Origin of the sequence: Nocardiopsis changdeensis (assembly GCF_018316655.1) — a bacterium.
GTDB lineage: Bacteria > Actinomycetota > Actinomycetes > Streptosporangiales > Streptosporangiaceae > Nocardiopsis > Nocardiopsis changdeensis.
On sequence record NZ_CP074133.1, the window covers coordinates 3,238,723 to 3,261,206 of the forward strand.

Genomic DNA, 22,484 nt, shown 5'->3' on the forward strand with positions numbered 1-22,484 from the left:
TCGCTCCGTAGCCTCGACCCGTGAACACGGGAACGAACCCGGCCGGCGCCGCCCTGCGGGCCGCCCGGGACGGCGGGTTGCGGCGGATGTACGCCGCGCAGGCGGTCGGAGCGGTGGTCGACGGCGCGGTGCTGGCCACGGCGGTGCTGTACTTCGGCACCCGGGTGGGGGTGCCGGTCCCCTGGATCGGCCTGGTCCTGGGGGCGGGCAACCTGGCCGCCCTGGTGGCGGCGGTGCCCCTGGGGGCCCTGGCCGACGCGGTCGGGGCGCGCCGGGCGGCGGTGGGCTTCACCTGCCTGGTGGGGGCGTCCCTGGCCGTCTACGCGGTGGCGGACGGGCCGTGGACGTACGCGGTCGGCGCGGTCGTGTTCGTGGTGGCCCAGACCGGGCTGGGCGCCGCCCGCCAGGCGGTGGTGGCCGCCCGGGTGGAGCCCCGGGCCCGGGTGGCCGCCCGGGGGAGGATGCACACCCTGCTCAACGCGGGCATGGGCGCCGGGACGGTGCTGGGCGCGCTGGTGCTGGCCGCGGGCGCCGACGCCGGGTTCACGCTCCTGTACGGGGGCGGGGCGCTCGTGGTGCTCGGCTGCGCGCTGCTGCTGGCGGGGATGCCCGCGGACCCGGCCGACTCCGCGGCGGCGGGCCGCGACCGCCGGATCTCGGCCGCCCTGGGCGACCGGCGGCTGCTGGCGGTCACCGCGCTGACGTCGGTGGTGCAGCTGTGCCTGCCCGTGCTGTCGGTGATCCTGCCGCTGTGGGCGGCCCAGGGGACCCGCGCCCCCGGGTGGGTCCCCGCGGTGGCGCTGGGCCTGAACACGGTGCTGGTCCTGGCCGTGCAGCGCCCCTGGGCCGACCACGTGGTCTCGGACGCGGCGGCGGCCCGGTCGGCGCTGTGGGCGGCCGCCGCCCTGCCGGGCGGGTGCGTGCTCCTCGGTGCGGCCGGGGCGGGCGGCGCGGCCGCGGCCACCGCCCTCGTCCTGGCGGGGATCGTGCTGATCACCGTCGGCGAGGTGGCGGGCGGGCCGCCCGCCTGGCACCTGGCCCTGCGCGACGTGCCGGCCGCGCTCCAGGCCAGGCACCAGGCCGTGTTCGGGATGGCCGGTTCGGTGGCGCGCATCGCCGGGTCGGCGGCGCTGCTGCCGTTCGTCCTGGCCGCGGGGGCCTGGGGCTGGACGGCGGTGGGCGCGGCGATGGCGGCGGCCGCCGCCGGACTCGCCCTGCTGGCCCGCCCGGTCCGCCGGGACCTCCCGCACGGGCGCCCCGGCCCCGGGCAGGCGCCGGGTCAGCCCACGGAGTTGTAGTGGTCCGCCCGCTCCTGCCCGGACAGGGAGTGGATGGCGTCCATCACCCGGTCGGTGATCTCGCGGCGGGCCTTGCCGGGGGCCAGGTGGTCGTAGCCGGTGGAGAAGTCCAGCGGCTTCCCGAAGCGCACGGTGAAGGGGCGCGGCCGCGGCATCGACGCCCCGATCGGCTGGACCTCCTGGGTGCCCGCCACCGCCACCGGGACCACCGGGGCCTTGGACTCCAGGGCCAGGTGCGCCACGCCGGTGCGGCCCCGGTACAGGCGGCCGTCCTTGGAGCGGGTGCCCTCGGGGTAGATCACGCAGGCCTCGCCCTCGCGCAGCCGCTCCAGCATCACGTCCAGGGACACCAGGGCGTCGCGGGCGTTGCGCCGCTCCACCGGGATGGCCCCCAGCGCGCCGAACACGGTGCCGGTGACCCGGCCCTTGATCCCCTTGCCCTCGAAGTAGTCGCTCTTGGCCAGGAACCGCACCCGGCGCTGGGTCACCGACAGCGGGATCACCACGCTGTCCACGAAGGACAGGTGGTTGCTGGCCAGCAGCACCGGCCCGGTCGTGGGGACGTTCTCGCGGCCCTCGATGGTCGGGCGGCACAGGGACCGGGCCAGGAGTGACGCCGTCTGCCGCAGCACATCGTAGAGCACGTGGTCTCCCTCACTCAGGGTGGTGGTCGAACCCGATGGTAAGGGTGACCCACGGGTAATGAGCGGTTCCGCCGGAGAGAGTGCCGCAGGTCACCGAACAGGGACGACGCGGACGAACAGGGCGCATCCGCGGTCATGTTCCGCACCGCGCCCCGCTCCGCCCCGTGCGTCACGCCCGTGCGGGCTGGGCCGCCTCCTCGCGGTAGAAGATGTCGATGTCGACCTCCTCGCCGCCCACCGTGAGAGTGTCCCACGGACCCCCGGCGACCAGCGAACGCAGGGTCTCGTCGGTGAGCCGGGCCAGGTGCTCGCGCAGGGCCCCGTCGTCGGGCAGCCCCTCGATCCGGCCCGCCAGCCGGGACCGGATCGACCCCAGCCGCTCCATGAGCACCTCGGTGTCGGCCTCGCGCCCGGCGCCCTCCCCGGCCAGGCTCCGGGCGATCAGCTCCTTGACCGTGCTCGTCACCCCGTCCTCGTCGCTGGCCACCATCGCCTTCCAGGCCCGGCTCTTGTGCCGGTACTGGAGCATCGACATGGCCGCCTCGTGGCGGATGAAGTCCGCGTCCCGGAAGGGGCGCCCGTTCCAGGCGCTGCTCAGCGAGCGGGCCAGCGAGATCGCCGAGGCCAGCCCGCTGTTGAGGCCGCGCCCGGGCCAGAAGTGGATGGCGTTGGCGGCGTCCCCCAGCAGGAACCCGTAGGTGCCGGGGGAGGCGGGGGTCTCCGCCCGCAGCTGGGCGGTGAACCGCGGCCGCTGCACCATGCTCAGCCGGAACGCGGTGACGGCGCTCAGGTCCTCCTCGGGGACCGCGAAGAACTCCAGCCCCTGACGCACCCGCTTCCACAGTTTCGACCCCTTGACGAGGGCGGGCAGGAACAGGGTGCTGTGGGTGGAGCAGGCGAAGTCGCCGTCCCCGTCGCGGTCCATGACGCACGGGCGGGAGCCGATGCACTGCTCGAACGACCGCCGGACCGGGTCGATGCCCACGACCTCCTGCGCCTCCTCGTCGGTGAGGCGCATGTTGAGGAACCCCTCGCCGCGCAGCGAGTTGAGCAGGAACCGGTTCTGGGCGACCGTCAGCAGCACGGTCGCCGGGTCCGACAGGGCCGACCGCACCTGGAGCCCCAGCACCACGTCCTCCACGTGCTCGCCGTCCAGCGAGTAGATGCCGCTGTCGGCCTGCCCGAAGCGGCCGGTGAGGTGCTCGCGGGTGCGCGAGCGCGACCCCTCGCACACGGCCAGCACGTGCCGGCCCTCCAGCGCCCCGGGCGCGGTCACGTCGAACTTCTCCGGGACCAGCCGGATGCGGTCGGGCCGCTCGCCGCACATCCGCAGCAGCACGTCCTCGATGCGCGCGATGCGGATGTTGCGCGGCCCCAGGCCGCCGATGGAGTCGGCGCCCGAGGGCCACATCTCGGTGTACTCGCCGGGGGCGAACAGCCGCTCGCGCATCTCCTCGGACAGGTTGAGGAACTGGCGGCTCTGGATCGTCACCACCTGCCGGCGCCGGACGTTGCCCTGCCGCTCGTCCTTCCACACGACCCGGCCGTCCTCGCGGGTCCAGCGGGAGTCGTACACGGTCACCGACACCTGCGGGCCCAGCAGGTGGTCCAGCAGCAGGGCGAAGGCCAGCCCGACGGGGCCGCCGCCGGACACGGCGACGTTCAGGACGGGCCCGGAGAACACCTCGGGCCGGACGAACATCTGGGTCACCGGCAGGTCGGAGGGCGCCCCCGGGGTCTCGGCCGCCTCCCAGCGGAACGTCTCCTCGCCGATGGCGATGAGATCGCCGGGCAGCAGCAGGTGCTCGGTGACCCGCTCGCCGTTGACGAGGGTGCCGTTGCTGCTGCCGCGGTCGCGCAGGACGTGGTTCTCCCCCTCCCGCCGCAGCTCGGCGTGGAAGCGGGAGACCGCGCGGCCGGGGAAGACCACGGTGTTGTCGGTGTGGCGGCCGAACGTCACCGGCGCGTCGCCGACGGGGAAGCGGTGCCCGCAGAGGGCGCCCTCGGTTCCGACGATCTCGAAGGACACGGCTGCTTCTCTCTGTGCAGGGGGTGACGGGGGATGAACGACCTGGGGCCGATTCCCTGCGTAGGATGCGACCGCCGGGCATTCGGATCGGAATATTACGGAAAAAACCTCTGCTTCGTATATTCGGAAGGACCGGAACCCGGCGCTGTAATCGGTCTTTTTCGAGCCCCTGTGCGCCGTCCGCAGTTTCGGCCACGTGGGCGCGAAACCGCAGCTCACGGACCTGTGAGGCGGAAGTCCTTTTCCCGGCCTGGGGCGAATGGGGAGGATGTGACGCCGCATTCGCCCGCCGCCGTTCGGTGGAATTCCTTCGGGCGCCCGACCCGGGGACGCGTCCGCGCGCACGGGGCCGCGGGCAGCGGGTCAGCCGTCGGCGTGCTCCGGCGGCCAGACCACCGAGAACCGCTCGAAGACGATCTCCCTGTCCTCGTCCCATTCCAGGCCCAGGCCGCGGCACACCCGCCGCCAGTACCGCAGGTGCCCCTCGCGCCAGTACTCCAGGGACAGGTCGCCCTCGCCCTCGTCGCGGGCGAACGCCGCGTCCGCGCTCGCGAACCCGCCCAGCCGCAGCTCGGTACTGCGCAGGACCACGCGCGGGCGCCCGGAGGAGTCGCAGGCGATCCAGTGGCCGCCCACCCTGGGCAGCGGGTCGCCCGCGGCGGCGAACTCGACGGCCAGCGCGGCGGTGGCCCGCTTGGTCCCGGCCAGGACCAGCCCCAGCAGCTCGTCGGTCAGCTCGGGGTGGTCGCCGAAGTACTCCACGGACGGGGGTTCCGGGTCGGTCGCCAGGTCGGGCCTGGCCGACCGGTACTCCTCCCACAGGCGCAGGGCGGCGGTCCGGTCGACGGGTGCGTTCTCCATCGGACCAGGCTCCCACGCCCGGACCGGACCGCGCGCCCCCGGGGCGCGGCGCACGGGCGGCCGGCGGGGGTCAGCCCACGCGGTCCCAGCGGGCGTTGGCGCCGCACACCACCAGGCAGGGCCGCTCGCCCGGCACCCTGCCGGCCAGCCAGGCGGCGAAGGGCACCGCGGCGGCGGGCTCGGTGGCGATGCGGAACTCCGACCACAGCCGGTCCTGGGCGGCGACGATCTCGGCGTCGCTCACCAGCCTCCGGGTGATCGGGTTGTCGCGCAGCACCTCGAACGGCACCCGGCCCAGCACCGACGCGCCCAGCGCGGACGCCGCCACCGAGTCCACGGGGGTCTGCACCGGACGGCCCGCGTCCATGGCCGCGTGCAGGCTCCGGCAGCCCTCGGGCTCCACCCCCACGACCTCGCGCCCGTCCGCGCCCAGCCGCACCCCGGCGGCCAGTCCGCCGCCGCCCACCGCCACCACGACGGTGTCGCACTCGGGCGCGTCGGCGGCGATCTCCAGGCCCAGGGTGCCCTGGCCCGCGACCACCAGCGGGTCGTCGAACGCGTGCAGGTAGCGGATGCCCTCCCGGTCCGCGTGCGCGCGGGCGGCCTCGGCGGCCACGGCGTAGTGCTCGCCCACCCGGACGACCTCGGCACCCGTGGCGGCCAGCGGCGCCGCCTTGGCCTCGGGGACGGTCTCGGGCACGTAGACGGTGGCGCGCACCCCGAGCAGGCGGGCCGCGGTGGCCACCCCCAGCCCGTGGTTGCCGCCGGAGGCGGTGATCACCCGGTCGACGGGGCCGCCGCCGAGCAGGGCGTTGAGCGCGCCGCGCAGCTTGAACGCGCCGGTGAGCTGGAGGTGCTCCAGCTTCAGGGTCACGGGCCTGCCGTCGACCTCGGTGTGCATCACCGGGGTGCGGCGGGCGTAGGGCGCGATGCGTTCGGCGGCGGCACGGACGTCGGTGGCCGTGGGCACGGCGTGCGCGGTCGTGGTCATGGCACCATGCTGCCGCTACCCACGATTAACTTAAAGTTGGGTCTGCTAAGGAACCTTAAGCAGAACTTTGCCCCGACCCTTGTCCCAGGAGGCCGCCGTGCTGGACGCCAACCGCCTGCGCGTACTCGTGGAGATCGCGCACGCCGGCTCCATCTCCGCCGCCGCCGAACGCCTCTCCTTCACCCCGCCCGCCCTGTCCCAGCAGCTCACCAAACTGGAGCGCGAGGTCGGCGCGGTGCTGGTGGAGCGCGGCCGCACCGGGGCCACCCTCACCGGCGCCGGGAGGATCCTGCTCGAACACGGCGAACGCGTCCTGGGCGAGCTCCGCGACGCCGAGGCGGCCGTCCGCGCCCACGCCGGGACCCCGCCCGACCACCTGTCCCTGGGGGCGTTCGCCAGCGCGGGCCAGATCCTGCTGCCCCAGACCCTGGCCGCGTTCGGCCGCGCCCACCCGAACGTGCGCCTGTCCCTGGCCGACATCGAGCCCCCCGGCGGCCACGACCTGGTCACCTCCGGCGAACTCGACGTGCTCGTCACCCACCGCTACCCGGCGGTCCCGCTGCCGCGCGCCTCGGGCCTGCACCGCGAGCGCATCCTCGTGGACCCGCTCATGGTGGTGGCCCCGGCCGGGCACCCCATCGCCGACCGGCCCATGTCCCTGGCCGACCTTGCGGGGGAGGAGTGGATCTGCGGCGCCCCGGGCATCGCCAACCGCACCACCCTGGACGCGGCCGCCGCGGCCGCCGGGGTGAAGCCGACCGTCACCTACGAGACCCGCGACTACGAGGTGGCCCTGGCCCTGATCGAGGTGGGCGTGGGGGTGGCGCTGATCCCCTCCACCATCCTGGGCGCCGCCCGCCGCGGCGGCTGGGTGAGCCGGCCGCTGCTCGGCGCCCGGCTGGCCCGCGAGGTGTACGTGGTGCACCGGCGCAGGCCCCCCGAACCGCTGCCGGAGCTGGTCGCCACCCTGCGCGGGGTCGCCGCCCGCGCCCTGGAGGAGGCGCCCGCCCCGTGAGCGTCCGCTACAGCGGCGGGACGCCCGGCGGGCGCGGCGCGTTCCACCGGTAGCGCAGGGCCAGCACCCGGATCGTGAAGCACAGCAGCGCGCCGACCACCGCCACCCACCCGGCGTCGAACCCGAGCACGTGCGCCACCGACACCGTCCCCGCGCCCAGCAGCGCCGGGATCGCGTACAGGTGCGAGTTGGCGCTGAGCACCGTCGGCACCCGGTTGAGCAGCACGTCGCGGATGGTGCCGCCGCCCACCCCGGTGATCGCCCCCAGCAGGACCGCCTGCAACGGCCCGAAGCCCAGCTCGATCGCCTTGGCCGCCCCGATGACCACGAACAGGCTCAGGCCCGCGGCGTCGAACAGCAGGATCGGCTTGGTCAGCCGGGTGAGCCGGGAGCTCAGGAAGAACGCCACCATCCCGCCCGCCAGGGCCACGGTCACGTACCGCCAGTCCTGGAACGTCGCGGGGGTCACCCCCAGCAGCACGTCCCGGATGATGCCGCCGCCGATGGCGGTCACCAGCCCCAGGACCAGGACGCCCACGATGTCCACCCGGGCGGTGCGGATGGCGGTGAGGGCCCCGTCGACGGCGAAGGCGAAGATCCCGACGAGGTCGAGGATCAGGAGGATGGTCTGCGTGGACATATGGAGCGCGGGTCCCTGGTGAGAGCGGTGTGCCGACCGGTCATTTCACCACGCCCGGGCCGCGCGCACCCGCGTTCGCGGGAGTGACGCGCCGCACTCCGCAGGGGACGCGGCCGGGCCCGCCGCGGGGACGTCCTCCCCGCGGCGGGCCCGGGACCCCCGGCTCAGCGCCCGGCGGCCTCCTTCTCCGCCGACTCCGCCGCAGCGGTCCCGGCGGCCTCGGCCGCCCCGGTGGCGGGGACCCGGCGCAGCAGGGCCAGCGCCAGCACCGCGCCCAGCACCGCCAGGGCGGCGGCCGCCCACGCCGCCGTGTTCAGCCCGTCGGTGAACGCGGCCCGCGCCGACTCCGCCAGCGCCGCGCCCGCCTCCTGCGGCAGGCCCGCCGCCGTCTCCAGCGCCCCCGGCAGCGTCCGGCCGGCCTCCTCCCCGGCGCCCTCCATGCGGGCCCGGTAGACCAGGGTGCCCACACTGCCCAGCAGCGCCACGCCCAGCGAGGTGCCCAGGTCGCTGGCGGTCGTGTTGACCGCCGAGGCCGCACCGGCCTTCTCCGGCGGGGCCGCGCCGACGACCAGCCCCGGCACCAGCGCCATCGCCGGGGCGACACCCGGGTAGAGCACGTAGAACGCGGCGACCAGCAGCGGCAGCCCGCCCGCGGCGTCCACCCCGGTCAGCATCAGGTACCCGGCCGCCGACAGCGCCATGCCGGCGGCGATCACGTAGGCGGGCCGCACCCGGCGGGCGATCGCCGGGGTCACCGTCGAGACGATCACCAGCAGGACCGCCGCCGGGAGGATCCACAGCCCGGCCCGCAGCGGCGACTGCTCCGCCACCAGCTGCAGGTACTGGGTGAACAGCAGGTACACGCCGCCGATGCCCACGGCCGCCAGCAGGAACACCACCAGCGACCCGCTGAACACGCGGTTCGCGAACAGCCGCACGTCCAGCAGCGGGTCGGCCGCCCTGAGCTGGCGCCGCACGAACAGGACCCCGAAGACCGCGCCGGCGGCCAGGGCCGTCAACGGAAGAGCTTCCCAGCCCTCCTCGGCGAGCTTCTTGACGCCGTACACGAACGGCAGCAGCGCGGCCAGCGACAGCAGCACGCTCAGCGGCTCCAGCCGCCCGGCGACCGGGGCGCGGTACTCCGGCACCAGGAACGGCACCGCGACCAGCACCAGGGCCATCACCGGGACGCCGATGAGCATCGCCGCGCCCCACCACAGGGATTCCAGCAGCAGGCCGCCCACCAGGGGGCCCAGCGCCACACCGGCCGACACCGACGCCGCCCACAGGCCGATCGCCGTGCCGCGCTGGCGCGGGTCGGTGAACATCACGGTGATCAGCGACAGCGTGGCGGGCATGATCGCGGCCGCGCCCAGGCCCATCAGGGCGCGTGCGGCGATGAGGATCTCGGGGCTCGGGGCGTAGGCCGCCCCCACCGAGGCGAGCGCGAACACCGCCGCGCCGGCCAGCAGCAGGCGGCGCCGCCCCACCCGGTCGCCGAGCGTGCCCATGGTGACCAGGAACCCGGCCATGACGAAGCCGTAGACGTCGTTGATCCACAGCAGCTGGCCGCCGGTGGGCCCCAGGTCGGCGGCGATGTAGGGGGTGGCCAGGAACAGGACGGTCATCGCCAGGAACAGCAGCACCGTGGGCGCCATCAGGACCGCCAGGCCCGTCCAGGTCCGGGCGGTCGCCCGGGGAGAGGCATCGAGTGGCATCGTGAACCTTCTTCGCGGATCGGATCGAACGGTCACCACCGTGGCGGCCCGGGCTCCGGAAACCCTTCGGGCGGACTCAGGGCGGCGGCGCGGCCGGCCCTGAGGACCCCTAGAGTTCGGATCATGAGATTCGGGGTGCTGGGGCCGCTGGCCGTGTGGGACGAGCGCGGGGAGCCGGTCCGGGTGCCCGAGCTCAAGGTCCGCCTGCTGCTGGCGGCGCTGCTCATCGAGCCGGGCCGGGTGGTGCCCGCCGACCGGCTGGTCGACGACCTGTGGGGCGCCGACCTGCCCGCCGACCCCACCGCCTCGCTCCAGACCCGCGCCTCCCAGCTGCGCCGGGTCCTGGACGCCGCGGAGCCGGGCGGCCGCGCCCTGCTGGTCTCCCGCCGCCCCGGCTACCTGCTGGAGGCCGCCCCCGGCCGGCTGGACGCGCGCGACTTCGAGGACCTGCTGGGCCGGGCCCGCGACACCGCCGACCCGGCCGCGCGGGTGGGCCTGCTGGGCGACGCCCTGGCGCTGTGGCGGGGGCCGGCCCTGGCCGACCTGGCCGACCACGACTTCGTCCGCGCCGCCGTCCTGCGCTGGGAGGAGCGGCGGCTCACCGCGCTGGAGGACCAGGCCCGGGCCCGCCTGGACCTGGGGGAGCACGCCGCGGTCGCCGACGGGCTCGGCGACCTGGTGGAGGAGCACCCGTTGCGCGAGCGCCTGCGCGCCGCCCACATGCTCGCCCTGTACCGGTCCGGCCGCCAGACCCTGGCCCTGGAGTCCTACCGCAGGCTGCGCGACCTGCTGGCCGACGAGATGGGCCTGGACCCGGGGCCGGAGCTGACCGCCCTGCACCAGGCCGTGCTCGCCCAGGATCCCGGCCTGGACGCCCCCGCGGCGCCCGCCGCCGCCCCGGGGACGCACACCGTCCCCGGCATCCCGGCACCGCCCGCACCCGGCGGGGACGCCCCGCGGCTGCCGCCCCCGCCGGACCCGCCCGTGCCCCTCACCCCGCTGGTCGGCCGCGAGGACGACCTCGCCCGGGTGCTCGCCCTGCTGGAGCGGGCCCGCGCGGTCACCCTCACCGGCCCCGGCGGCGTCGGCAAGACCCGGCTGGCCCTGGCCGCCGCCGCACAGGCCGCCCCCGGCGGCGTCCACCCCGTCGACCTGGCCGGGGCCTGCCCGGGCGAGGACGCCGACAGCGCCGAGGCGGCCGTGGTGGAGGCGCTGTCCGCCGCCCTGGGGGTGCGCGACGACTCCTCCGGGACCAGCCCCTTCACCGCCCCGCCCGGCACCCGCACCACCCGGCTGGCCGACGCCCTGCGCACCCGCGACGCCCTGCTGCTGCTGGACAACGCCGAGCACGTGGCGGCCGCGCTCGCCCCGGTCCTGTCCGCCCTGCTGGCCGCCGCCCCCGGGCTGCGCGCCCTGGTCACCAGCCAGGTGCCGCTGGGCATCGCCGCCGAGCACCTGCACGCCGTGGAGCCCCTGCCCGAGGCCGACGCGGTGCGCCTGTTCGCCGACCGCGCCGCCGCCTCGGCCCCCGGGTTCGCGGTCACCGACGACAACGCCGACGCCGTCACCTCCATCGTCCGCCGCCTCGACGGCGTCCCCCTGGCCCTGGAGCTGGCCGCCACCCGGGTGCGGGCCCTGGGCGTCCACGAGCTCGCCGACCGCGTCGACGACAGGTTCGCCCTGCTCACCGACGGCTACCGGGACGCCCCCGACCGGCACCGCACCCTGCGCGCCGCCCTGGACTGGAGCTGGGAGCTGCTCACCGGCCCCGAGCGCGCCGTGCTGCGCCGCCTGGCCGTGCACGCCGACGGCGCCTCCCTGGCCTCGGCCGAGGAGGTCGTCTCCGGCGACGGTGTCCCCCGCGCGGAGGTGCCCGACCTGCTCGCCCGGCTGGTCGACCGCTCCCTGGTCACCGCCTCGCGCGAGGCCCGCCCCCGCTACCGGCTGCTGGAGTCCGTCGCGCTCTACGGGACGGAGCGGCTGCGCGAGGCCGGGGAGGAGGAGCGGGTCCGCCGCCGCCACCTGGACCACCACCTCGCCCTGGCCGAGAGGGCCGACCCCCTGCTGCGCACCGGCGCCCAGCGCAGGTGGCTGAACGCCCTGGACGCCGAGGGCGCGGACCTGCGCCGCGCCCTGGAGACCGCCCGCACCGAGGGGGACGCCGACGCGGCCCTGCGCCTGTCCGTCTCCCTGGCCTGGTACCGGGTGATGCGCGGCCGCCTGGCCGAGGGCGTGCGCGCCCTGGACACCGCCCTGCACCTGCCCGGCGCCCCGGACCACCCGCTGCACCGCACCGCCCTGCTGTGGCGCGCCGCCCTGGGCCACGGCCTGGGCCGCGACGCGGGCCCCGTCCCGGAGCCCGTAGGCGAGCCGGCCGCGGGCGAGGCGCGGGCCCGCTGGTTCCTCGCCCACGTGCGCACCGGGTTCGGCGGCGGGGACGAGGCCGGCCTGGAGGACCTGCACGCCTTCTTCGTCCGCACCGGGGACCGCTGGGGCGAGGCCGCGGCCGCGGCGACCCTGGCCCGGCGCGCCTTCGGCCGCAGCGACCTGGACGCCGTCCTGCGCCGCGGCGATCGCGCCCGGGCGCTGTTCACCGACCTCGGCGACCGGTGGGGCCAGGCCCTGGCCTCCTTCCTGCTCGCCTCCCGGGCCGAGCCCGCCGGCGACCTGGACGCCGCCGAACGCCACCACCGCGAGGCCCTGGGCACCGCCGAGGACCTGGGCCTGTGGACCGAGGTCGGCGAACGCCTCACCTCCCTGGGCCGCATCGCCCTGCTCCGCCGCGACCTGACCCGCAGCGCCGAACTCCACGAGCGGGCCCGCCGGGTGGCCGCCGAACAGGGGCACGTGGTGGGGGAGGAGTCCGCGGTGCTGGGCCTGGGCCTGGTGGCCCGCCGCCGCGGCGACCTGGCGGCCGCCCGCACCCACCTGGAGGCCTGGCTGGACTGGCACCTGGAGTCGGGCTCGGACTTCGGGGCCGCGCTCATCCTCGCCGAGCTGGGGTTCGCCGCCGAGCTGGACGGCGACGCCGCCGGGGCCGAGGACCTGCACCTGCGCGGGCTGGCGGCGGCCCGCCGCACCGGCGACCCCCGCGCCCTGGCCCTGGCCCTGGAGGGGCTGGCCGGGGCGCGCTCCCTGGCCGGGCGGGCCGGGCACGCCGCCCGGCTGCTCGGCGCCGCCGACGCCCTGCGCCGTTCGGTGGGGGTGCCGCTGCCCGAGGCCGAACGCGACGACGTGGCCCGGATCGAGGACCGGATCCGGCGGGCCCTCGGGACGGAGGGGCTGGCCCGGGAGACGGCGCGGGGCGCCGTGGAGGGGGCCGAGGCGCTGCTCGCCGGCCCCTCCGGCCCTTCCGGCCCCGTCGCCCCGGCGGACCGGGAGGCCCTGAGCGGACCCTGAGGATCCCCGGAGCCGCGCGGCGCACGGTGGTGCCATGAACGATGACAGCACCGCCACCCGACGCCGCGGCCGCGTCCACACCTTCGCCGACCTCCGCGAGGACTTCGACGCCATCGTCGGCTCCATCAACTACGCCACCATGGTCACCGTCGACGCCAAGGGCAGGCCCCGCACCCGCGTCCTCATCCCCGTCTGGGAGACCGAGGGCGACGAGCCCCGGGGCTGGCTGGCCACCTACCGCACCCCGGTCAAGGCCGCCCACCTGGCGAACAACCCGCACGTCACCTTCTCCTACTGGAACCCCACCCAGAACACGGCCTCCGTCGACGCCACCGCCGCCTGGACCGAGGACCCCGCCGACCGCCGCCGGGTCTGGGACCTGTACCGCTACGGCAGCCCGCCCGGGGCCGGCTACGACCCGTCCGGGTTCTGGAAGGGCCCCGACGACCCGGAGCTCTCCGTGCTTCGGGTGGACCCCTGGCGCGTGCAGGTGCTGCGCGGCCGCGACCTGGTCACCGGTGTCCCCGCCCGCATCTGGACCCGCGAACCCCGGTGGTGACCGCGTGTCGGGCACCCGGTGCGGGCCGGCAGGGGACACCATCGGTGGGGACCCGGCGAGCGGAGGACACCAATGGAGCACCTGGACGCCATCGTCATCGGCATGGGACCGGGCGGCGAGGTCGTCGCCGACCGGCTCCTGAAGGCCGGCAAACGGGTGGCCGTCGCGGAGCGCGAGCTCATCGGCGGCGAGTGCGGGTACTACGCCTGCATCCCCAGCAAGACGCTCATCCGCCCGCCCGAGGCCCGGGCCGACGCGGAGGAGGCCGCCGGGCTGGACCGGCCCGGCCTGGACTGGCCCGCGCTGCGCGCCTACCGCGACCAGATGATCCGCCACCTGGACGACTCCCGGCAGGTCCGGGGGTACCGGGACCAGGGGGCGCTGGTCCTCAAGGGCGCCGCCCGCGTCGTGGGCCGCGACCCCTGGCGGGTCGCGGTCGACGGGCGGGAGTACACCGCCGACCACGTGGTGGTCGCCACCGGCTCCGAGGCGGTGCGCCCGCCCGTCGAGGGCCTGGACGGCCTGGGCCCGGACCGGGTGTGGACCAACCGCGAGGCCACCACCCTGACCCGGATCCCCGGCCGGGCGCTGGTGGTGGGCGGCGGAGCGGTCGCCGTCGAACTCGGCCAGTTCCTCGCCCGCATGGGGGCGGCGGTGACCCTCGTGCAGCGCGGCGACCGGCTGCTGGACCGCGAGGACCCGCGCCTGTGCGAACTGGTCTCCGAGCAGTTCGAGCGCGACGGCATCACCGTCCACCTGGGCACCGAGGTGGCCTCGGCGGCCGCCGACGGCGACGGCGTCGCGGCGGTGCTGGGCTCGGGGGAGCGCGTCGGCGCCGACGTCCTCGTGCTGGGCACGGGGCGCAGGCCGCGCGGCGACGGGCTCGGCCTGGCCGACCTCGGCGTGGAGACGGACCGGGGCGCCCTGCCCGTGGACGACCGCTGCCGGGTCGCCCCGGGGCTGTGGGCGGTCGGCGACGTCACCGCCCGCGCCATGTTCACCCACGTCGCCAAGTACCAGGGGCGGCTGGTGGCCGCCAACATCCTGGGCGGGGACCGCCGCGCCGACTACACGGGGGTGCCCCGGGTGGTGTTCGCCCACCCCGAGATCGCCGGGGTCGGGCTCACCTCCGAGCAGGCCCGGGACCGGGGGATCGACGTGGCCACCGCCGAGATCGACCTGCCCGAGACCCTGGCCCGGCCCTGGACCCACGCCACCGACCCGCGCGGCACCCTCGGGGTGATCGCCGACCGGTCCGAGGGCGTGCTGGTGGGGGCGTGGGCGTTCGGGCCGATGGTCTCCGAATGGATCAACACCGCGGCGCTGGCGATCCGCGCGCGGATCCCGGTGGGCTACCTCATCGACTCCACGCCGCAGTTCCCCACCTTCAACGAGGGCTACGTGGCGGCGCTGGAAGAGCTGGACCTGTAGCGCCGCAGGACGGGGGAGCGGGGGCGCCCCCGGCCGGACGGCCGGGCACGCCCCCGCTCTGTACCGCCGGACCGGCTGCTCTCCACGGGCGTTCGGACCCGCCCGGGAGGTCAGCAGCCCAGGTTCGAGCCGGTGGTGGTGCCCAGGATCTGGGCGAACCGGGTGAACTTGTCGATCCGGCTCTGGACCTGCCCCGGGTTGCCCCCGTTGCACTCCAGGCCCCCGTTGATCGCGCGGATCGTCTCGCCGAAGCCGTGGCCGTCGACGATGGCCCTGTGCGGAGTGATCGAGCCCGCGCCGGTCTGGGTGTTCCAGTACCACAGGCCGGTCCGCCAGGCGACCGAGGCGTTCTGCTCGACCTGGTAGGGGTTGTTGAGCAGGTCGATGCCCAGGGCGTCGCCCGCGGCCTTGTAGTTGTAGTTCCAGCTGAGCTGGATCGGGCCGCGGCCGTAGTAGGCGGCCTGGCCCGCCGGGCAGCCGAAGGGCTGGTTCCGGTCGCAGTAGTGGGGGTAGTTGGCCTCGTTGGTCTCCTTGATGTGGACGAGGCCGCCGGTCTCGTGGCTGACGTTGGCCAGGAAGGCGGCCGCCTCGCGCTTGCGGATCTCGGTGCTCCCGGTGTTGGTGAACGCCGGGTAGGAGCTCAGCGCGGCGACCAGGCCGCTGTAGGTGTAGAAGGGGTTCCGGTTCGGGAACATCTGGTCGAACTGGGCCTGGGTGACGATGAAGTCGCTCGGACCCGGCTGCTCGCCGCCGTCGCCGCCGGTACAGGGGCCCTGGTCGGCCCACACGTCCGAGGCGCCGGGGCGCTCGTTCTGCGTCCACCACTTGGCGGTGTAGTTGCGGCCCTCGTAGGAGGCCGTCTTGCCGCCGGTGTAGACGGCGGAGGCGCTCCAGGGCGCCGCGCAGACGGCGGCCTGCGCAGCGGTCGCGGGGAGAACGGTGAGCAGGGCCGCCATCGCGCCGAGCGCGGCGAACTGGCTCAGGAGACGTCGGATCACGTGATCACACTCCTCGGGGGCGGCGCGCATCCGACCGCGCGCCGCAGGGGGTGCCGTCACCCAAGCAAGTGTGGTCTAGACCTGTCAAGACCAGTAGTACGTATTGTGAGGATACGGTGACAGAACGCGGTCCGCGGCGGTACCGCGGCCGCGGGCCCTAGGTGCGGTCGGCCAGGGCCGCGGCCTCCTCGTCCTCCACCCGCTTGTTCCACTCGGCCTTGGAGGACTGCCAGCCGTCCTCGTCGCGGCCCAGCCGCCAGTAGCCGGAGATCGACAGGTCCTCCTTGGGCAGGCCGTGCTCGACGCGCAGCAGCCGGCGCAGGTCGCGCACGAACCCGGCCTCGCCGTGCACGAACGCGTGCACCCGGCCCGCCGGGAACTCCAGGGCCCGCACCGCCTCGGTGAGCAGGGCGCCCACCGGCCGGTCGCCCCGGTGCAGCCAGTGCACGCGCACCCCGGAGTGGGCGTCCAGCTTCTGTTCCTCCCGGGGGTCGGTGACCTCCACGAACACGTGCGCGGGACGCCCCTCGGGCAGGCGCTCCACCGCGGCCGCGATCGCCGGGAGGGCGCTCTCGTCCCCCGCCAGTAGGTGCCAGTCGGCGTCCGGGTCGGGGGAGTAGCCGCCGCCCGGGCCGAGCAGGCGCAGCGTGTCGCCGGGGCGGGCCGCGGCCGCCCACGGCCCGGCGAGCCCGGCGTCGCCGTGGTGGACGAAGTCGATGGTCAGCCGCCGGGAGGCCGGGTCGAAGGCCCGCACGGTGTAGGTGCGGGTGACCGGCCACTCCTCGCGCGGGCGGCTCTCGCGGATCTCTTGCACGTCGTAGGGCTCGGGGTCGCCCTCGGCGGGCGGCGGGAACAGCAGCTTCACGTAGGAGTCGGTGTACCCGGCGGTGGCGAAGGCGTCCAGGCCCTCCCCGCCGAACACCACCCGCACCATGTGCGGGGTGAGGCGCTCCACCGCCTCCACCCGGCCCACGTGCACGGTCACCTTCGGTCGTTCCCGTCGCTCGGTCACGGCGGCCCCCTTCGTCGAAACGTGTTAGGCGAACCTAACACCACCGTCGGCCAGGGTACCCCTCCGGGTGGTCGGAGAAGGTGGTGGAAATACCCCGGGGGGGTATATGGTTACCGCGTTCGACGACGACCACTCCACGAGGAGCGCCACCATGGGACTTTTCGCCATCCGCGACTACCGCAACCTGTTCTCCGCCCAGGTCATCGCCCTGTTCGGCACGGGGCTGGCCACCGTGGCCCTGGGGCTGCTCGCCTACGACCTGGCGGGCCCGGACGCCGGCGCGGTCCTGGGCACCGCGCTCACGATCAAGATGGTCATGTACGTCCTCATCGCGCCCGTGGTCGCCGCCTACGCGGACCGGCTGCCCAGACGGCTGTTCCTGACACTGCTCGACGCGGTGCGCGCCGCGGTCGTCCTGGCGTTACCCTTCGTCACCGAGATCTGGCACATCTACGTGCTGATCGGCGTCCTCCAGGCCGCCTCCGCGGCGTTCACCCCCACCTTCCAGGCGGTCATCCCCGACATCGTGACCCGTGAGTCCGACTACACGCGGGCGCTGTCGGCCTCCCAGGTGGCCTACACCATGGAGAGCCTGCTCAGCCCGGTGCTCGCCGCCGTCGCGCTGACGTTCATGACCTTCGACTGGCTGTTCGTCGGGACGTCGGCCGGCTTCGCCGCCTCGGCCGCGCTGGTCCTGGCGACCCGCGTCCCCGACGCCCGGCCCAGCGGGCTCACCCGGGTCTGGGACCGGCTGGCCTCGGGGATCCGGGCCTTCGCGGCCGCCCCCCGGCTGCGCGGGGTCCTGGCCCTGAACCTGGTGGTCGCCGCGTCCGGGTCGATCGTGGTCGTCAACACCGTCAACTTCGTCCGCGACGAGCTCGGCGGCACGCAGGCCGACGTCGCCTGGATGCTCGCCGCCTCCGGCGGCGGCACCCTGGCCGTCGCCCTGGTCCTGCCGCGCGTGCTCGACCGCGTCGCCGAACGCGCGGTCATGATGACCGGCGCCGCGGTCCTCGTGACCGCCGTGCTGGCCGCCGTGGGGACGGCGTACGCGCAGATCGCCGCCTGGGCGGTCGCGGTGCCGGTCTGGGTGGCCGTCGGCGCCGGGATGGCGCTGGTCATCACGCCGACCGGCCGGGTGATCCGCTCCTCGGTCGCCCCCGCGAGCCTGCCCGCGGCCTTCGCGGCCCAGTTCTCGCTGTCGCACGCGGCGTGGCTGGTCACCTACCCGGTCGCCGGGTGGATCGGCACCGCCGCCGGGTTCGCGCCCGCCTGGACCGTCCTGGCCGTCCTGGCCGTCGGCGGGGCCGCGGCGGCCGTGGCCCTGTGGCCGCGCGAACGCGCTTCGGCCGCCCCGTCCCCGACGCGGGTGTGAGTAGGCCTCGGGCGGCACCGCCGCCCGGGCCGCCGCCCTCGGTGGACGGCCCGCGGTCGCGGCACCCCGCCTCGCCCGGCACCCGTCGCGGGCGGGAGCCTTCGGTCCTGCGCCGGCACCCCCGCCCGTCGGAAGGTCCTCGACGGGTGGCTCGCGGTCGCGGGTCCTCCCCGGGGACCTCTCCTCCGGGCCTCCAGGACCCGGCCGGGCGCCTCACGGAAACCCCCGGCGGCCGGGGACGGGCCTCAGGCGGCGTCGCTGCGGCCGTCGCGGGTGGGGGCGGTGAAGACCGCGTGCAGGCGGGTGTCGTCGGCGGGGGCCCCGGCCTCCAGGGCCGCCAGCCAAGCCGCCGCCCCGGCGGTGCACCCGGCCGTCGACAGCGGCGACCCCGCGGTGCCCAGCGCCAGTTTGCGGGTGAGCGCCTCGTGCACCGGCGCGGACCCCAGCAGCACCCCGCCGGCCAGCACCACCGGCCGCCGCTCCCCGGGCGTGCGCACCTGGTGCACCGAGTGCGCCAGGTGCCCGGCCGCGGCGTTGACGATCACCTCGGCCGCCTCGTCCCCCTGCGCGAACGCCTCCGAGACCAGCGGGGCCAGCTCGGCCAGCCCGATCGGCGGCCGCCCGGTCAGCGTGCGGGCGAAGGCGCGCGCGTGCTCCTCGGGCAGGTGCTCGCGCCCCTGGACCGGCCGCCTGCCGGGGATGACCCGCTTGGCCACCATCCGCGCGAGCGGGCTCAGCGCCGTGCCCCGGCTCAGCTGGCGGGCGGTCTCCCGGGCCGCCTGGTGGCCGATCCAGAACGCCGACCCCTCGTCGCCGATCAGCCAGCCCATCCCGTCCGCGGACCGGCTGCGGCGCCGCCCCTCGATCCGGGTCGCGATCGCGCCGGTGCCCGCGATGAGCACCGTCCCGTCGGGTTCGGGGGTGCCGGAGGTGAACGCCACCTCGTCGTCGCCGACGAACACCATCCGGTCCGCCGGCACGCCGACCAGCAGCAGCTCCTCCACCAGGGCCGCGCGCACCCGGTCGTCGCGCAGCGCCGACACCCCGGCCAGGCCGATCGCCCCGGCCACCACGTCCTCGCGGGCGCGCGGCCCGGCCTGGTCGAGGGCGGCGCCCACCGCCCGGGCCAGTTCCCGGCCCGCCCGCGCGGTGCCGTGCGTGTTGGGGTTGGCACCGCCGGCCCGGGCCAGGCCCACCCGCTCGCCGGCCGGGGTGGCGACCAGGGCCCGGGTGGAGGTGCCGCCCGCGTCCACCCCCACCACCAGGCGGGGGCGGTCGGAGCGCTTCGTCGTCGAAGAGGTCACGGCTGTCACAGGAGGGAACTGCCCTTTCAGCGGTCGGAATACTCTTCGCGCAGGCGGCCGACCACGGCCAGCGCGGTCTGGACGGCCTCGGCCGCGGCCCCCTCGTCCAGCGGGTCCCCGCTGACCAGCAGCCTGAGGTAGACCGGCGCGGCCAGCGCGCGGGCGACCCGCGCCGGGTCGGTGCCGGGCGGGGCCTCGCCCCGGGCGACGGCCCGTTCCACCACCGGCCGGACGTGCTCGACGCGGTCGGCGAAGACCCGCTCGCGCGCCCGCGCGATCTCGGGGATGCGCGCGGCGTCGGCGAGCATCGCGGTCATCACCGCGCCCCGCGGCGAGGTGAGCAGGCCGACCAGGGCGCGGGCCAGGGCCTCCAGGTCGCCCGCCAGCGCGCCGGTGTCGGGAGCCGGGACCTCCGTGGCGGCCAAGTGCTCGAAGGCGTCCACGACCAGCGCCTGCCGGTCGCGCCAGCGCCGGTACACGGTGGTCTTGTGCACTCCGGCGCGGCGGGCCACCGACTCGACGCTGAGGTCGGCGTAGCCCCGCTCGCCCAGTTCGGCCAGGGTGGCGGCGCGGACGGCGGCCAGCACCTTGGCCCCGCGCCCCACCGGCCGGGCGGGGCCGGCGTCGTGTTCGTGGGTCATCGTCCTCCCAGGATCGTCCCGATTCTCCTTTGCCGCGGGGGTCCGGCGCACGCATACTGAAGCTATCGCAACAAAAAGTTGCGATAGCTCCCCGCGGTTCGAGGAGGACCCGTGCCCGACATCTACCGCTACACCTCGCCGGTGGCCCCCAAGGACGCCACCGGACCCGTCGCCGCCGTCTACGCCCAGATCAAGGACGAGTTCCTGCTCGCCGACGGCCCCCTCATGACCCTGTCCCGCGCCCCCGAGCTCCTGGTGTGCGTCTGGGCGCTGCTGCGCGAGTCCGAACTGGCCGGGCCGGTCCCGCGCGCCGAGCGCGAACTCGTCGCCGTCGCCGTCTCCGCCGCCAACACCTGCCCCTGCTGCGTCGACGCCCACACCGCCCTGGGCCACGCCGGGGGCGACCACACCGCCGCCGAGGCCGTCCGGGCGGGCCGCCGCCCCCGCGACCCCGCCCTGGCGGCCCTGGCCGACTGGGCCGCCGTCACCGGCGACCCCACCCCCGGCCCCCGGCCCGCGCCGCCCTTCCCCGCCGAGCACACCGCCGCGTTCATCGGCACCGCCCTGGTCACGCACATCATCAACCGCGTCACCTCCTCCCTCCTCGTCGAGCGCCTGCTGCCCGGTGACCTCCAGCGCTCCCGGACCGTGCGCCGGGTCCTGGGCGCGGCCGTGCGCCGCGGCCCCGGCCGGCCCGTGGCACCCGGCCGCTCCCTGGAACTGCTGCCGGCCACCGCCGCCGCCCCGCCCGCCTGGGCCGACGGACCCGTCGGCACCGCCTACGCCGCACTGGCCGGGGCCGTCGCCTCCCTGGACGTCCCCGACACCGTCCGCGCCCGTACGCGGGACGCCGTCGCCGCCTGGGACGGGCGCCCGCCCGCCCTCTTCGAGGACCCCGTGGGCGCGCACGCCGACGGGCTCGACGCGCCCGATCGGACCGCCGTGCGCCTGGCCGTGCTCGCCGCCCTGTCCCCGCACCGGATCGCCGACGCCGACGTCGCCGCCTGGCGGGCCGCCACCGGCCGCACCGCCGACGCCGACCTGGTGCGCCTGGTGGTCCTGGGGGCGTTCACCGCCGCCGACCGGATCCAGCGCTCCCTGGCCGCCGCGGCCGCCCGCCGACACCCCGCCGGTCAGCCGGGGGAGGCGTAACCGCGGACACACGGAAAAGCAGTGGCGCGCCCCGCGGCGGTCCTGAGAGGGTCGGTCCATGGCAGCAGAGCACCACCCCGCGACACCCCGATCCGACGGACCCGGATGGGAGGTCGACCGGCCCGCGGAGGACGAGATATCCGAGGCCACCCGGGTGTTCGCCACCGCCATCAACATCCCGTTGAACGACCTGCTCGACACCGAGCGCGACCACCCCGTCAACGAGCCCGACCGCTTCCTGGTCGTCCGCGACGGCGGCCGCATCGTCGGCACCACCAACTCCCATCCCTTCTCCCTCACCGTCCCGGGCGGTCCGCGCCCGGCGGCCGGGGTGACCGGGGTGGGCGTGCTGCCCACCCACCGCAGACGCGGCATCCTCACCGCCCTCCTGCGCGAACAGCTCGCCGACCTGCGACGACGCGGCGAGAACCTGGCGATCCTGTGGGCCTCCGAAGGCGGCATCTACGGCCGCTACGGCTACGGCCGGGCGTTCCGCCAGCACACCTACTCCGTGAGCCGGGCCCACGCCGCCCTGCGCCCCGACGCGCCCCGCGACCCCTCGCTCACCCTGGAGCTGGCCGAGCCCGCCGACGTCCTGCCCGACCTGGACCTGCTGCACCGCGCCGCCCAGGCCGAACGCCCCGGCGGCTTCCCCCGCGAGGGCAACTGGTGGAAGCTGCGCCTGTGGATGCTCTCCCGCCCCCGGCCCGACACCTCCGACCTGCGCGCCGTCCTCGTGCGCGACGCCGGGGGCCACCCGGTCGGCTCGGCCCTGCACCGGGTCACCACCGGCTACGGCGAGGGCGGCCTGCCCACCGGGACGGTCTCCGTCCGGGAGGTCAACGCCCTCACCCCGGCCGCCCGCACCGCCCTGTACGAGTACCTCTTCGACACCGACCTCACCGTGGAGACCGAGGTCGTCGGCCTGCCCGAGGACGACCCCCTCCCCGCCCTGCTGGCCGACCCCGCCCAGGCCGTCCGCCGCGGCGGCGTGAGCCTGTGGCTGCGCCTGGTCGACGTGCCCGCCGCCCTGGCCGAGCGCACCTATGCCCACCCCCTGGACACCGTCATCGAGGTCGCCGACCGGCACGCCCCCTGGAACGCCGGGCGCTGGCACCTGAAGACCGACGGGGAGCACACCCGGGTGGAGGCCGCCACGACGGCCCCCGACCTGTCCCTGGACGCCGCCCACCTGGGCTCCGCCTACCTGGGCCGCGGACCGGTGACCACCCACGTCGACGCCGGCACCGCCGTCGAGCACACGCCCGGCGCCGCCGCCCGCCTCGACACCGCCCTGTACACCCCCCGCGCGCCCCGCTGCGACACCGGCTTCTGAGCGGGACGGGCCCCGGCCGACACGGGTCCGCCGGGCCCCGACCCGCTCCGAACGCCCCCATCCCGTCCCGACCGCACCGAA

18 protein-coding genes are annotated in these 22,484 nt (G+C 76.2%); 8 read left to right on the plus strand and 10 right to left on the minus strand.

Annotated features, from left to right (window positions below; all coding sequences use genetic code 11):
• Positions 1-20 precede the first annotated feature (20 nt).
• A complete protein-coding gene (locus tag KGD84_RS14520; protein ID WP_255646549.1) occupies positions 21-1,298 on the plus strand; it encodes an MFS transporter in 1,278 nt (425 codons plus the stop codon).
• On the opposite strand, the gene KGD84_RS14525 is transcribed toward KGD84_RS14520, so the two are convergent.
• The 4 genes from KGD84_RS14525 to KGD84_RS14540 form a co-directional block, all read right to left on the minus strand.
• On the minus strand, positions 1,280-1,942 hold the full coding sequence (locus KGD84_RS14525) for a lysophospholipid acyltransferase family protein (RefSeq protein ID WP_220560881.1): 663 nt from the start codon (positions 1,940-1,942) through the stop codon (positions 1,280-1,282). The genes KGD84_RS14520 and KGD84_RS14525 overlap by 19 nt on opposite strands.
• 169 nt (positions 1,943-2,111) lie before the next feature.
• Positions 2,112-3,971 carry an FHA domain-containing protein gene (locus KGD84_RS14530; protein ID WP_255646550.1) on the minus strand — a complete coding sequence of 620 codons (1,860 nt, stop codon included), beginning with the start codon at positions 3,969-3,971 and terminating at the stop codon, positions 2,112-2,114.
• 363 nt (positions 3,972-4,334) lie between these two features.
• Positions 4,335-4,832, minus strand: a complete 498-nt coding sequence (locus tag KGD84_RS14535) for an ASCH domain-containing protein (protein ID WP_220560883.1) — start codon at positions 4,830-4,832, stop codon at positions 4,335-4,337.
• 70 nt (positions 4,833-4,902) lie between these two features.
• On the minus strand, positions 4,903-5,823 hold the full coding sequence (locus tag KGD84_RS14540) for a threonine/serine dehydratase (RefSeq protein WP_220560884.1): 921 nt from the start codon (positions 5,821-5,823) through the stop codon (positions 4,903-4,905).
• A gap of 97 nt (positions 5,824-5,920) precedes the next feature.
• On the opposite strand from KGD84_RS14540, the gene KGD84_RS14545 reads away from it, so the two are divergent.
• Positions 5,921-6,838, plus strand: coding sequence for a LysR family transcriptional regulator (locus tag KGD84_RS14545; protein WP_220565741.1), 918 nt, complete (start codon positions 5,921-5,923; stop codon positions 6,836-6,838).
• Between the two features lie 7 nt (positions 6,839-6,845).
• On the opposite strand, the gene KGD84_RS14550 is transcribed toward KGD84_RS14545, so the two are convergent.
• The gene (locus KGD84_RS14550; protein WP_220560885.1) at positions 6,846-7,478 is read right to left on the minus strand and encodes a trimeric intracellular cation channel family protein; all 633 of its coding nucleotides are present in this window, start codon (positions 7,476-7,478) and stop codon (positions 6,846-6,848) included.
• Positions 7,479-7,642: 164 nt separating this feature from the next.
• The gene (locus KGD84_RS14555; RefSeq protein ID WP_220560886.1) at positions 7,643-9,196 is read right to left on the minus strand and encodes an MFS transporter; all 1,554 of its coding nucleotides are present in this window, start codon (positions 9,194-9,196) and stop codon (positions 7,643-7,645) included.
• Between the two features lie 123 nt (positions 9,197-9,319).
• Here KGD84_RS14555 and KGD84_RS33575 point away from each other — a divergent pair, with 123 nt between their 5' ends.
• From KGD84_RS33575 to KGD84_RS14570, 3 genes are all read left to right on the plus strand, one after another.
• A complete protein-coding gene (locus KGD84_RS33575) occupies positions 9,320-12,595 on the plus strand; it encodes an AfsR/SARP family transcriptional regulator (protein ID WP_220560887.1) in 3,276 nt (1,091 codons plus the stop codon).
• Positions 12,596-12,629: 34 nt separating this feature from the next.
• On the plus strand, positions 12,630-13,154 hold the full coding sequence (locus KGD84_RS14565) for a pyridoxamine 5'-phosphate oxidase family protein (protein WP_220560888.1): 525 nt from the start codon (positions 12,630-12,632) through the stop codon (positions 13,152-13,154).
• Positions 13,155-13,226: 72 nt separating this feature from the next.
• Positions 13,227-14,585 (plus strand): dihydrolipoyl dehydrogenase family protein, encoded by a 1,359-nt coding sequence (locus KGD84_RS14570; protein WP_220560889.1) that lies wholly within the window; start codon positions 13,227-13,229, stop codon positions 14,583-14,585.
• A 110-nt stretch (positions 14,586-14,695) separates the two neighbouring features.
• Here the strand turns inward: KGD84_RS14570 and KGD84_RS14575 are convergent, their stop codons facing one another.
• Positions 14,696-15,583 carry a glycoside hydrolase family 19 protein gene (locus KGD84_RS14575; protein ID WP_220560891.1) on the minus strand — a complete coding sequence of 296 codons (888 nt, stop codon included), beginning with the start codon at positions 15,581-15,583 and terminating at the stop codon, positions 14,696-14,698.
• Positions 15,584-15,740: 157 nt separating this feature from the next.
• On the minus strand, positions 15,741-16,595 hold the full coding sequence (locus KGD84_RS14580) for a siderophore-interacting protein (protein ID WP_220560892.1): 855 nt from the start codon (positions 16,593-16,595) through the stop codon (positions 15,741-15,743).
• Positions 16,596-16,746: 151 nt separating this feature from the next.
• Here KGD84_RS14580 and KGD84_RS14585 point away from each other — a divergent pair, with 151 nt between their 5' ends.
• The gene (locus tag KGD84_RS14585) at positions 16,747-17,970 is read left to right on the plus strand and encodes an MFS transporter (protein ID WP_220560893.1); all 1,224 of its coding nucleotides are present in this window, start codon (positions 16,747-16,749) and stop codon (positions 17,968-17,970) included.
• A gap of 245 nt (positions 17,971-18,215) precedes the next feature.
• Here KGD84_RS14585 and KGD84_RS14595 read toward each other — a convergent pair whose 3' ends face one another.
• Entirely contained in the window at positions 18,216-19,223 is a 1,008-nt protein-coding gene (locus KGD84_RS14595) for an N-acetylglucosamine kinase (protein ID WP_220565742.1), read from the minus strand.
• A gap of 77 nt (positions 19,224-19,300) precedes the next feature.
• On the minus strand, positions 19,301-19,915 hold the full coding sequence (locus tag KGD84_RS14600) for a TetR/AcrR family transcriptional regulator (RefSeq protein WP_255646551.1): 615 nt from the start codon (positions 19,913-19,915) through the stop codon (positions 19,301-19,303).
• 111 nt (positions 19,916-20,026) lie between these two features.
• Here KGD84_RS14600 and KGD84_RS14605 point away from each other — a divergent pair, with 111 nt between their 5' ends.
• Together KGD84_RS14605 and KGD84_RS14610 are read left to right on the plus strand one after the other, a co-directional pair.
• Positions 20,027-21,067, plus strand: coding sequence for a carboxymuconolactone decarboxylase family protein (locus tag KGD84_RS14605; RefSeq protein ID WP_220560894.1), 1,041 nt, complete (start codon positions 20,027-20,029; stop codon positions 21,065-21,067).
• A 58-nt stretch (positions 21,068-21,125) separates the two neighbouring features.
• The gene (locus tag KGD84_RS14610) at positions 21,126-22,403 is read left to right on the plus strand and encodes a GNAT family N-acetyltransferase (protein ID WP_220560895.1); all 1,278 of its coding nucleotides are present in this window, start codon (positions 21,126-21,128) and stop codon (positions 22,401-22,403) included.
• Positions 22,404-22,484 lie beyond the last annotated feature (81 nt).